We start from the raw sequence: 11,985 nt of genomic DNA, 5'->3' as shown, positions 1-11,985 counted from the left end.
GCCTTTGAGCAGAAGAAGGACAATTTAAACAGACAAGGTTGGGGAAATACCCCCAGTAATCCGCCAGTGAGGCTGAGGTACAATGCAAAGAAATATTTAAATTATGAGCGGCAAATCAAAATGATCACATCAGGAGTTAACACAAAATCCAGCGATAAAAGCCTAGAGGCAATGCGGCATTTTTCCGAACAATACGCCAAGCGGACTGGAACGTACTTCTGTGCTGAACCTTCTGTTACAGCAGTTGTAATTGAAGGACTAGCCAAACATAAAGATGAACTGGGTGCGCCTTTGTGTCCCTGTCGCCACTACGAAGATAAAGAAGCTGAAGTCCACGCCACGTATTGGAACTGTCCCTGTGTGCCAATGAGAGAACGCAAAGAGTGCCACTGTATGTTGTTCCTCACCCCTGACAACGAGTTTGCTGGAGAAAACCAAGAAATCTCTCTCGAAACAATTAAAGAAGTCCGAGACAGTATGGGATGAGCCAAACCATCCCCCAAGAGTTTTGGCAAGCCGTAGAACTGTTCAATTCTGGGCAGTTCTATGCCTGTCATGATACTTTAGAGGCTCTATGGATTGAAGCCAGCGAACCAGAAAAAACTTTTTATCAAGGTATTCTGCAAATTGCTGTGGCGCTGTATCATCTGGGTAATCGTAACTGGCGAGGTGCAGTAATTTTGCTGGGAGAAGGTAGTAATCGCCTGCGGCGTTACCCATCTAGTTACAGTGGCGTTGATGTAGATGAGCTATTGAGTCAAAGTGCAGCGTTGTGGAAAACATTACAACAAATAGGAGCAGACAAGATTACCGCTGGTGATTTAAGTGAAAATCAAACCTTATCTTTGCCTAAAATTTTACTAATTTCTGAATAGTAAAGTTTACTTAAATGATTCGGATCAGTGCTTGGGGATAAACTTTTCACGAATGGTTCTAAGTGTTACACCAGTAGGGTGCATTACGTTGTTCAAGAGCGCACCCCACTGGCATAACACTTAAGCTTAACCAAGAATTATTGGATGAGCGATGCCCAACCAATGACGATTATCTGTCTACAGACCCCATGATCACATCAATACTGCCGAGAATGACTACGATATCTGCAACTTTCATCCCTCGCAGTAAATGAGGGAGAATCTGAAGGTTGTTGAAATCAGCAGGGCGAATCTTCCACCGTAAAGGGAAGACGTTATCATCACCAACCAGATAAATTCCCAGTTCACCTTTACCGCTTTCTACACGGGAGTAGATTTCACCCTTGGGAATCTTAAAGGAGGGGGAAACTTTCTTACCGATGAATTGGTAATCAAATGCATCCCATTCTGATTTTTTCCCTGCTGCTAAACGCTTAGCTTCCAAGTTTTCGTAAGGGCCACCGGGTAGTCCTTTGATGGCTTGGTAAATAATCTTCACAGATTCGCGCATTTCCCGCATTCGCACTACGTAACGAGCAAAGCAATCACCAGCAGTTTCCCACTGCACATCCCAGTCGAAGTCGTCGTAGCACTCGTAGTGGTCAACTTTCCGCAGATCCCACTTCACTCCAGAAGCGCGTAACATCGGGCCAGAAAGCCCCCAGTTAATCGCTTCTTCGCGAGTGATAGTACCAATACCCTCAACACGCCGCCGGAAGATGGGGTTATCGGTCACTAAGCGTTCGTACTCATCAACTTTGGGTATCAAGTAGTCGCAGAATTCTAAGCACTTATCTACCCAACCATAGGGCAAATCAGCTGCCACACCGCCAACGCGGAAATAGTTGTTATTCACCATCCGATAACCAGTGGCGGCTTCCCATAAATCATAAATCATCTCCCGTTCCCGGAATTGGTAGAAAAAGGGAGTTTGAGCACCTACGTCAGCTAAGAACGGGCCAAACCACAGTAAGTGGTTAGCAATACGGTTCAACTCCAGCATGATGACGCGGATGTAGCTAGCACGTTTGGGAACAGCGACACCTGCCAGTTGTTCTGGGGCGTTGACGGTGACGGCTTCATTAAACATTCCCGCAGCATAGTCCCACCGACTAACGTAGGGGACGTACATAATTGTGGTGCGGTTCTCAGCGATTTTTTCCATTCCCCGGTGCAGATAGCCGATGACTGGTTCACAGTCAACGACATCCTCGCCATCCAGGGTCATAATTAGCCGCAGAACCCCGTGCATTGAGGGATGGTGTGGCCCCATATTTAGCACCATAGGTTCAGTGCGGGTTTCTAGTCTGGCCATAGATTTAGTGTTCTCCGTTCGTGAAAATTTTGAATTGAACCGTCAAGATGCCAACCAGACCCGATTTGTCGTGTCTGCCAATCTAAAGTGAAAGCTGTAGAAGCAATACTTTTAGAGTAAACTGCCCTTGGTAGGTGTTCTTGGCGTCTACATGTATTGCCCATACAGGGGTATGTTGGAGAGAGGGCGACAGAGAAGGGATTTTTCTTGATGTTTCATTTTGTTGCACTTCTTCAATTATTATATGGAAGCTCGATTTCAGGGACTTGAGGCGCAGGAATTTTTTCATGTGCCTGTGTTGAGTCAGGAGGTAGTTGCAGGTTTGGCGGTGCGTCCAGGCGGGCATTATTTAGATGCGACGGTAGGCGGTGGCGGTCACAGTCGCCTCATCTTAGAAGCTGCTGCGGATGTGCGGGTAACGGCAATTGACCAAGATGAGGATGCTTTAGCGGCGGCGCAGAAGTACTTGGCTGAGTATGGAGAACGTGTACAATTTATTCTCACTAACTTTGCTGCTTACCATTTTTCTTCTAACACTTTTGACGGTATCCTCGCTGATTTGGGGGTAAGTTCTTACCATTTAGATCAGCCAGAACGGGGTTTCAGCTTTCGCCAGGCCGCGAATCTAGATATGCGAATGGATAGGCGACAAGCACTAACCGCAGATGATGTAATTAATACTTGGGATGAAGCCCAATTAGCAGATATTTTCTTTAAATACGGCGAGGAACGACTATCGCGGCGCATTGCTAGACGCATTGTCGAAAGACGACCCTTTCAAACGACTGTTGAGTTGGCAGAGGCGATCGCTTCTTCTGTCCCGCCTAAATACCGTTATGGTAGAATTCACCCTGCTACTCGCGTTTTTCAAGCTCTGCGAATTGTCGTCAACGACGAGTTAAATTCTTTAGAAAATTTTCTGGATAAAGCAGCAAACGCGCTTGTCCCTGGTGGCAAAATTGCGATTATCAGTTTTCACAGTCTGGAAGACCGCCCGGTGAAACATGGTTTAAGAAATTCACCTTTGTTAAAGGTCTTGACAAAAAAGCCAATTATTGCACAAAAAGACGAGATTGAGAGAAATCCGCGATCGCGATCAGCCAAACTGAGGATAGCAGAAAGGCTGCTGTAACTGCAATGCAGCGTCCAAGCTTTCAATTACTTGGGTATTAATTTGATTAATCCCAATTTTTAATAGCACCGTTGCAGTCTAAAGCTTTAATGACGGTGTGATACCTTTGTTGTACGTCTTTGCGGTCTTGTTCTTGTGATAGCCCCTCATGACTATCTTGCAAAATCTTCTCAGCATGATGTCGTAGGGCTTTACAGTATTTACTATTATTTGTATAGATGGCAATATTAGCTATAGTTTCTAACAACCTAATAGTTACTCCTGCATCCGACTTTCCATACTGCCGAATTTGGTTAAAAGCACGGTCAACCAATCCTTGAAAATCTACTCCTTCGGCAATTATGCGTAATCTGTTCTTGTTATCGTAGCGGTAGGATGAAGGGAAATCTCTTTGAACTAAGTGGCACAATCCAGCGCTAATTCGGTCAATACAGCGAATAGCAGTAAATGGATCATTTATTCCAGGGGAAATGGCACGCAGAGCAATTTCTACTAATTGATCAATTGGAAACTCTACATCCTGTTGCTCTGTACGTTCTTTACCCAAAATAAAGGCATCATTGATTTGTTTGGTAAGTTTTTTATTTACTTTTTCACCAGGAAAAACTAAGACTAAATCGCCACCTTGAACCAAAAATTTTCCCGGTCGAGTCTGAAGGCGTACTAGCAAATTATGTTTACAAGCAATTTCTATCAATTCTTCATCATCGATCGCTTGTAAATAACCAGTGCCATTAGCTCGAATTGGTAAAGCTTCTTCTTCAAAAGACATTGGAATTTCTTCAACTCCAAGGCTATCTTCTGATTCACCACACCCAATTTTTTCTGGAAATAGCCGCTCAATTGCTGAATGTAAATCTTCACTAACATTTTGGATTACATGAGATGCCTGAATTATTGTTGAAGCATGATGGATAAAATAAATCAATACACCAATACTAATAATTGCCAGTAAAGTGCCGACTGTAACCGAAAGTTGTGGTACAAACTGTTCGTATCCATCTCCTTCTCCATGAATCGTCCGCAGTACGAGTAAGCAGTAGATGAACGTACCGATGAATGTACCAAGTACAATTTGATTACCCGTATCCTGCATAAAATTACGCAGTAGGCGGGGGCCAAAGTTGGAAGCAGCAAGCTGAAGCGCCACGATTGTAATTGAAAAAGCTGTAGCAGCAACGCTGATCATAGAACCTGCAACAGTTCCCAGTAGCGATCGCGCTCCATCTGCTCCACCAGTGTATATCCACCAATAATCAATTTCCACCTTGTCTGTGCGGTCAAGACTTAGCATAACGAAAGCTAAAGCAGTAGCTACTACCGCCATGACTGCTGGTATAAACCAGTAACTTGAGTGGATCTGATCCCAAAGTTTGCTTAATTTGACGTTTCTCATTGTTCGTTAATTTTAGAATCTACCTTATTGTTGCCATCTTGTGAGAAACGCTCTTGAGCAAGTAAAAGAAGTGAATCGCTGATCCGGCGAGGCTTTGGTACTTCACCTTTACCAGATCGGTCTGGTCGTGGAACAGAATTTGTTGTGTTGGGAAGGGCAAATCGATGCCGTTTGCAACGAGCTTTTTCTTAATTGCTGTAATCACCTTGTCCCGTGATTGCAAATCGTCTATTCGTCGTGGTGGATGAATCCACCAACGCACACGGATGTTTACACTGCTTCCGGCTAGTTCCATTACCAGTACATCAGGAGCCGGATCTTTTAAAACTTCATTTACACTAAGCATTGCGTCTAGCATTAACTGCTTGGCTACATCAACGTCGTCGCCGTAGCCAATGCCGACATCGTACTCTAATCGACGGTTATCAAAAGCAGTGTTGACAGTTACAGCATTGGTAAACAACTCAGAGTTAGGAATCACAATCCGCCGCCCGTCGTAGGTTCTAATTGTCGTCGCGCGTGTCTCAATATTTTCTACAGTCCCCTCAAAACCTTTAAAAACAATTTGGTTGCCAATCGGTTGAGACGGCAACGATGGTATCCAAGGTAGTCGGCTATGACTCAGGTAAAAAAATCAGGGGCGTAAGCGGCACATATTGATTGATACCTTGGGCTTACTAACTATTATTTTCTAGGATTTTATGGGCAACAAGCAATGTCTGGCGACAAGTGGCTCTACAACATGCTATTGATTATCTTTTAAAAAGTGCGATCGCAGATGCATTAGCAGCTAGTATTATCATCAAAACTGCGATCGCAGTTCCCTTTTGCAAAGATGGTGAGATAACACGTAGGCGATCACAGCAGCTATTGAAAATAGAAAATACAAGTTCTGCGGATTTTGCTGAACCAAAATGCAACTTCAGTAGGGCAAGCTAACTCTAGAATCATCGCAAAGGAGTATACCTATGTCCTACAGAAAACGTACATACCGCATTCTCGAAAAAGCTGAGTTAAGACTTGCCAAACTCAACGCAATTGATTCAACTATGCATTTTGGAGATGCTGTGAACTTAAAAAAGTTAACACAATTAATTGAGGAGTTACACACTAAGATTGATGCTTATAATAAAGCTTTAGAAGCAATTAAGTCTTCTCTAGCTGAGATTAAAGAGTTAGAAAAAACCTTAAGTGATTTTTCTGAAATGATGCTGTTAGGAGTTGCCACTAAATACGGTAAAGACAGCTGCGAGTATACTATGGCGGGTGGTGTTCGCAAAAGCGATCGCATCCGTAAAAGTAGGTTGACCCGTTTGAAGGCTAACGCAAAGAAAGCATCTGCTAAGAACGCTCAAACTGCTTAGTAAACAAAAGACTGGGGAAAGAAGAAGCAGGATTGACATTCTCATACGTCCTTGCGCTTATTGTTGTCTAGAAATCTTGCATAGAGTCGAGATCACACCTAGACTGCTGATGAGGCAGGTTCAATGGGGCGTTTAAATACCACCCATTTCCTGACCATTAATTGCCAATTACTACCTAATCCCTGGAGGGCAGAATGTTTATCTGCGTCATTGCAGACTACGGTACAGGAGATCCAGCATTTACTGAAGTCACGCAACGTCTACTTCTTGCTTTTCCCCATGCCCAAATTCATTTACTTTCGGTTCCGCCATTTAGTACCTTAGCAACAGGTTTCTGGATTGCCCAATTGGGGCTGAACCCAGGCCCTAGCGAGCGGCTGATTTATCATAATTGTGCGCCTCGCCAGGATGATCTACAAGCCCGACGAGACAATGAGGGTGAAGGCCTAACCTATGCTCTTTTACCCAATGGAGTAAAAGTAGTAGGTGTCTTTGCAGGCTATACCCTCTCCTTTATCAAAGACCATACTAAGGAGTTGCGAGTGGTCAATGTTTCTCGTGGTGGTTCGCAGTTTCGCTCACGGGATGTGTTTCCTGTGGCGGCGGCGGCCATCATGGGTGAAGATTTCAGCCTTCTAGGAGATAGCCTTAACAGTAAACAAATCCCGGATGTTCCACCAAACCGAATTGCCTGGATTGATGGCTACGGCAACATCAAAACAACTATTGGGGCGCATACGCTGAACTTGGAGCCAGAAACCAAGATCGTAATTCGGATTGGAGATGTGGTCAGTGATGCAGTGTATTCTGATGGCAGCTTCAAGGTTCCTGAAGGAACTCTGGCCTTTTCTCCTGGTAGTTCCGGTTGGTCAGTTGGTGACTCAACACAGCCATTGCGCTTCTTAGAACTCTTTCTGCGAGGAGGGAGTGCTTGGGAGCGCTTTGGCCGTCCCCGTGTGAATCAGCAGGTAACTCGAATTACCTAATTTCGGGATAACCCTGCACTGGCGATAGTCATCAAAAAACTGCTGGCAAAATTTCTGCAGTGGGGGGTTACGTATCTGTATGGGTTGCTGGTTGATTGTGAGGAGTAGCGATGCTGTTTGCAATGGTTTTAATCAACAGGGGTGGTCAAGAAATATTAGGTAATGGGCATTTTCACTCTCTTTATATATTAAATGCCTTAAATATCTAGTACTAAAAAATTAACTGCTTAAATGTCTCAACTGTCTCAAAATTTGCTTAAATGTCTTAACTGTCCTTGCGTTTTCGCTCTGATACTGAGAATATTTGAAGGCATCTATACTAATAGTAATTCAGCAATTTTTCAAGGATTTTAATAGGTAGATACTAATTAAAAACCTGGACAAAAATTGTTGTGTTTATAGATAGCATTCGCTAAATAATAAATTCTCAGAAACATCAAAGAGGTAATTTATGAGCAAAATCAAAGAAGTACTACCTGCTTCAGAATTTCTGAAAAAGAACTTAGGTATTTCCGAAATTCCACTTGAAGCATACCTTAACTATGGATATGCACTGCTCGCTATTTCTGGAGCTGATGGAGAGGTTTCAGAAGCCGAACTTAATTGGTTACTAAATCATCAGCGCATGGCTGGCGCTCCTGAAGAAGTAATAGAAAAATACAAAACATTTGAATACAAAAAGGCTGATTTAGAAAACCTGCTGACCAAGATTACAGTTGATGTTTCTACTTGGTCAAAATCAAGGTCATTGTTGTATCATGCAATTCAAATGGCTCGTGCTGATAATAATTACTCAATTGAGGAGCAAAAAGCTGTAAAAAAAGCAGCTAAACTGCTGAAGGTTGAAGATGATATTGCACTTGCTCTCAATAAGTTGATAGAAACAGAAGAGGCAGTAACCGCATTACGTAAGGCGCTACTACAAACTGAGGTTTTAGCTTAATCAAAGAACTTTAGTATTGCTAAAAAATATTGGTTATTTGTTCGCCTTTAGCGTACCGAAGCCATACGCACTTTCGGTTAGCTAATGAGGTGTCAGCTATCCAGATTTGGCAAAAGCAGAGGAGCAAGCCTCCGTAGGAGCGTCAAGGGTTTACCGCACAGCAATTGTGCGGGGGGGAACCCCCGCAAGGCAGTGGCTTGAGGCAACTGGGTTCAAGAGTCAAGAGCCAATAATTTTTCCCTTGTACTCCTCTGCTTTCCTAGTTCCCCAATACCCAATTAGAAGTTGAAAGTGGTTCTGACTGTACCAATGATTGCATCGTCGCCGTTGCCAGTAGCTTGACCAGGATTTGTCAACCAAATCACCCCTGGGGTAATAGAGATGTTGTCGGTGACGCGATACTTATAGAAACCTTCAAAGTGGTATGGTTTATCGCTATCAACAGTTCCTAGGTATGGTTGGACGCCTGCGAAGATTCCTAAGACGTTGCCTCTCTTACCGAAGTCGGGTAGGGCTACCCCAAGTCCATAACTCCAAACTTCACCATCATCACCAGCACCAAAGCCTGTGATGTCACTGTAAAGTACAAAGCCACTAATTGACAGTTTTTCACTAGGTTTGAAAGCTGCCTCTAAACCAAAGGAATTACTGACATAAGGATTGCCACCAATATTACCAGCGACAAAGTTGGCTTGTGAAGTACCAACTACAGGACTAGCTCCGCCTGCGTTGAATAGAGGAGTGCCTGCACCATGATAACCGTGGACGTAGGTTGCTGCTAAGGTCAGGCGATCGCCAACGTTCAGATTTAACTGTCCTAAAGCAGCATAGTTACCCTCAAATAAACCTGAACCAGGGCTAGGATTATTTGCTTCAGATGCCAAGTAACCGAAGGTTAACGAAGGTTTGAAGGTACCACCGCCACCAAAGGCTAAGTTAAAGCCGACACCAGCACCGCCACCGATCCGATAGATTGGGCTTTCAGAAGCAAAGGTAGACAAAGCACCGTTACCACCGTCAAAATCCTCAAAGTATGGGTTGACAGTCGGAACGTAATCGCTATGAATACCCCCAGTCGCCGCAAGGTATACTTGGGAGTTGCCGATAGGGAAGTAATAAGACAACCAGTCTATGAAAGCACTGTTGTCAAGACTAGGCGAGAGGTTAAAAGTTTGAAGACCCTCGGCTGTACCATTTGGTAAAGCTAAAGGATTTGCATTACCAGCAGCAATCCGAGTGTGCAGGGTATCTCTACCAGTGAAGCTAGATTGCAGGTCTAAACGTACCCTATTTTGAAAAACAGTGTTGTTGTCATCGCCGCTGCCAAAGTTGTCAGTAATAGCGAAAATTGCTTCACCAACCAGCTTAGTTGTAGTAGAAAACTGATTTGCTTCTAGTTCAGCAGTACGTGCTTCTAAAGAATCGACTCGCCCACGCAGAGTTGCTAATTCTGCTGAGAATTCTTCTTGCAAACGTTGCAGAGTTGCCAAATCTTGCTTGGTGACTAAATCAGCAGTTGCAGTAGCAATCAGTTCATTAACCCGATCTAAACAAGCATTTAAACCTGCGGCAAACTCATAACGAGTCATTGCTCGATTGCCACGGTACGTACCATTGGGATATCCTGCAATACAGCCGTAGCGTTCCACTAAGGATTGCAATGCTTGGAATGCCCAGTCAGTGGGCTGTACGTCCGAAAACTGAGAAACTGATGTCACCTGAGACAGTGAATTTTGGTTTTTGGCTTCACTGCTGTAGCGGTTAACTTGTTCTAAAACGTTGTTTTCATCAGTCTTTGCTTGAGCAACCAATTGCTGATTAACTTTTGCTTGCTCTGTTTTGATGAATGTAGAAGCATTAGCAGCTATGGGTGCATTTACTTGACCAACTTCTAACTTTGTATTGTTAGAAGAGTCTAGCACTTGAGCAGCCATTGCTCTAGCGGAAACCAACACCGTCACTCCTAAAACTACTGGACTTAGTACCAGAGTTTTCCACAATAGTTGAGACATTTCTTGCTTTTACTTTCCTAAATAAAGTCCCAGAATTATTATCTTCAAGGAAAAGAAATTGAGCATTGATTGCTCAGTTGGAAATGTAATTTGGAATATAGTACACTAGACCATCTTTGATGTAAAGACTTGCCGAGAGCTTGTTTGCGAACCGGAGGTTTTTGCTTGTCTTTTGCTAGTTAGTTATTCTGTTTTCTAGTTTTTAACTGCTTAATTATTGACCCTAATTTGCAGTAGCTCCTCTTTGTTTTTCTAAAAGAAGCAAATTTCAATCAAAATAGGTCATATTTTGAGAAATTCATGCAATTGGCTAATAACATCATCGATAATTCTGGAGAGTTTTGTTTTGGATGAAAAGACTTAGCTTCAAAGCCGTAAAATCTTCTTGATCCGAAAAACTGTAGAGCAAGCAATAGAAGTAGTAGCGATCGCTTTCCTATATCTTTATTTCCCAACTCGATCTAAAGCTAGATTCAGTTGCAAAACATTAACCCCAGGCTTACCAAAGATTCCTAGAAAACGATCATCGGTGTTTTGGACAATCAAATTTTTCATTTGATTAAGCTCAATTCCTCTCGCCTTTGCTACTCTTGCAACTTGCACTCTGGCGGCTTCAGGAGTGATGTGAGGGTCAAGGCTAGAACCAGAGGTGTAAACGAGATCCGCAATTGGTTGCACACTTGCTGTTTTCAGACGATTAAGATCGCCCTCAACCCGTTTGCTAGGGTCGGGGTTATCTTTACCTTTGATGCGTTCCAGCAATGCTGGATTACTAGGAGCTAAGTTACTAGCACCAGAAACCCCAGTTTGTAAAACGCCAGCATCATCTTTTTTGGGGTTGGCTGTGCTGTAGCTGGTGGTGCTGGGACGACTGTTAAAATAGCGATCGCTCACAAAAGGCTGACCAATTAGAGCAGAACCCACAACTTGACCTGTATTATTTTTCAGCAAACTACCATTAGTTACTAAATCAATTAGCTTGGTGGGGTCAGAGTCTAAATCCAGTATTTTGGCAGCTTGCGTACCAGAGTTCATCGCCAAACCCACATTTGCTTGAGCTAAAGCAGGTGCATTGTTACAAATCGGCAGCAGAATCCGCATAATTGCGCGAATCAGGTCTACGTAAAAGTTACCTAAAGGTCTCCCGTTAACCCTCGAATAAAAGCGATCGCTACGTTAACTGAACCATATTACCTATTAGGGTATACTTAACCTGATACTCTCATAACATGAAAAAACCGTAGCTGGACTACTACGGTTAACTCAGTGAACTACTGAACTCTAGCTTGCTATGAAAAGCTGGAAGTCTTACAAATTAAGCTCTTTTCCTATTTTGTAATCTCTATTCTCTCTGAGACTACACTCTAACTCCTCTAAATACATTCGTCATTACTAGTCTGGGATAGTTAGTCTAGTTAAATATTTATCAATCTTATCCGTATTAACTACAAGGCTTTGTTTGTAAGCGATCGCTTAACCAAATAAGCTGAGAAAGCCTGATAAACTGAGCATGTAGAAAATCTAGCAAGGTCATATAACAACCTGTATAACTCTATTCATTGCATACAATTGAGAAAAAGAAGTTTATCATTTTAACCGTGAAAATACGCAACTAATCAACCAATAAGATACTTATGCAGTAATCTAAACTAGAAGCAAAGTAAAATTAGTCCTAATCAGTCAAAAATAAATTTCAGTAATTTACCGGAGATAAAAGTTTTGATCTGCCTTTGAGACTTGCTCGTGTCGCTGCCTAATACCAATGCGAGCATCTTCATCCACTATCAGGTCAAAATAGCCTTGGTGAAAAGGTAAAATCAGAACTTATACCATTTCACCAAAAAAATGATAAAGATAGTTAAGTCAGAAATATGAGCAGAAGTTCATGGCTGGAGTCACCAAAGTAAAAATAGAAGAGTCAGC

General features: G+C 42.9%; 11 protein-coding genes and 1 pseudogene. 7 read left to right on the top strand and 5 right to left on the bottom strand.

Annotated features, from left to right (window positions below):
• The first annotated feature begins 120 nt into the window (after positions 1 to 120).
• Positions 121 to 486: a ferredoxin thioredoxin reductase catalytic beta subunit gene (locus HCR01_RS11010; protein ID WP_162399418.1), complete on the top strand. Its 366-nt coding sequence runs from the start codon at positions 121 to 123 to the stop codon at positions 484 to 486.
• Complete coding sequence (locus HCR01_RS11005; protein WP_193196254.1) at positions 483 to 875, top strand: DUF309 domain-containing protein; 393 nt, start codon at positions 483 to 485, stop codon at positions 873 to 875. The genes HCR01_RS11010 and HCR01_RS11005 overlap by 4 nt, the downstream gene beginning before the upstream one ends.
• A 169-nt stretch (positions 876 to 1,044) precedes the next feature.
• On the opposite strand, the gene HCR01_RS11000 is transcribed toward HCR01_RS11005, so the two are convergent.
• The gene (locus HCR01_RS11000) at positions 1,045 to 2,229 is read right to left on the bottom strand and encodes an NAD(P)H-quinone oxidoreductase subunit H (RefSeq protein ID WP_193196253.1); all 1,185 of its coding nucleotides are present in this window, start codon (positions 2,227 to 2,229) and stop codon (positions 1,045 to 1,047) included.
• Between the two features lie 244 nt (positions 2,230 to 2,473).
• Between HCR01_RS11000 and rsmH the strand changes: the two genes are divergently transcribed.
• On the top strand, positions 2,474 to 3,361 hold the full coding sequence (gene rsmH / locus HCR01_RS10995; RefSeq protein WP_193196252.1) for a 16S rRNA (cytosine(1402)-N(4))-methyltransferase RsmH: 888 nt from the start codon (positions 2,474 to 2,476) through the stop codon (positions 3,359 to 3,361).
• A 46-nt stretch (positions 3,362 to 3,407) separates the two neighbouring features.
• Here rsmH and HCR01_RS10990 read toward each other — a convergent pair whose 3' ends face one another.
• Together HCR01_RS10990 and HCR01_RS10985 are read right to left on the bottom strand one after the other, a co-directional pair.
• Positions 3,408 to 4,757 (bottom strand): DUF2254 domain-containing protein, encoded by a 1,350-nt coding sequence (locus HCR01_RS10990; RefSeq protein WP_193196251.1) that lies wholly within the window; start codon positions 4,755 to 4,757, stop codon positions 3,408 to 3,410.
• A pseudogene (locus tag HCR01_RS10985) lies at positions 4,754 to 5,334 on the bottom strand (mechanosensitive ion channel family protein); the annotation flags it as partial. The gene HCR01_RS10990 and the pseudogene HCR01_RS10985, both read right to left, overlap by 4 nt.
• A gap of 152 nt (positions 5,335 to 5,486) precedes the next feature.
• Here HCR01_RS10985 and HCR01_RS10980 point away from each other — a divergent pair.
• The 4 genes from HCR01_RS10980 to HCR01_RS10965 all read left to right on the top strand — a co-directional run bounded on the left by HCR01_RS10980 (position 5,487) and on the right by HCR01_RS10965 (position 8,050).
• Complete coding sequence (locus tag HCR01_RS10980; protein WP_193196250.1) at positions 5,487 to 5,696, top strand: hypothetical protein; 210 nt, start codon at positions 5,487 to 5,489, stop codon at positions 5,694 to 5,696.
• A 29-nt stretch (positions 5,697 to 5,725) separates the two neighbouring features.
• Entirely contained in the window at positions 5,726 to 6,121 is a 396-nt protein-coding gene (locus tag HCR01_RS10975; RefSeq protein ID WP_193196249.1) for a hypothetical protein, read from the top strand.
• Between the two features lie 194 nt (positions 6,122 to 6,315).
• Positions 6,316 to 7,107 carry an S-adenosyl-l-methionine hydroxide adenosyltransferase family protein gene (locus HCR01_RS10970; protein ID WP_193196248.1) on the top strand — a complete coding sequence of 264 codons (792 nt, stop codon included), beginning with the start codon at positions 6,316 to 6,318 and terminating at the stop codon, positions 7,105 to 7,107.
• Positions 7,108 to 7,558: 451 nt separating this feature from the next.
• Positions 7,559 to 8,050: a TerB family tellurite resistance protein gene (locus HCR01_RS10965; protein WP_193196247.1), complete on the top strand. Its 492-nt coding sequence runs from the start codon at positions 7,559 to 7,561 to the stop codon at positions 8,048 to 8,050.
• A gap of 278 nt (positions 8,051 to 8,328) precedes the next feature.
• Here HCR01_RS10965 and HCR01_RS10960 read toward each other — a convergent pair whose 3' ends face one another.
• Entirely contained in the window at positions 8,329 to 10,062 is a 1,734-nt protein-coding gene (locus tag HCR01_RS10960; protein WP_193196246.1) for an iron uptake porin, read from the bottom strand.
• Positions 10,063 to 10,506: 444 nt separating this feature from the next.
• On the bottom strand, positions 10,507 to 11,163 hold the full coding sequence (gene kdpC, locus HCR01_RS10955) for a K(+)-transporting ATPase subunit C (protein WP_226889265.1): 657 nt from the start codon (positions 11,161 to 11,163) through the stop codon (positions 10,507 to 10,509).
• Positions 11,164 to 11,985 lie beyond the last annotated feature (822 nt).

Source organism: Nostoc sp. MG11 (genome assembly GCF_014904695.1).
Taxonomy (GTDB): Bacteria; Cyanobacteriota; Cyanobacteriia; order Cyanobacteriales; family Nostocaceae; genus Komarekiella.
Note: the sequence above shows the minus strand (reverse complement) of the source record. Positions and strands in the feature narration are given on the sequence as shown.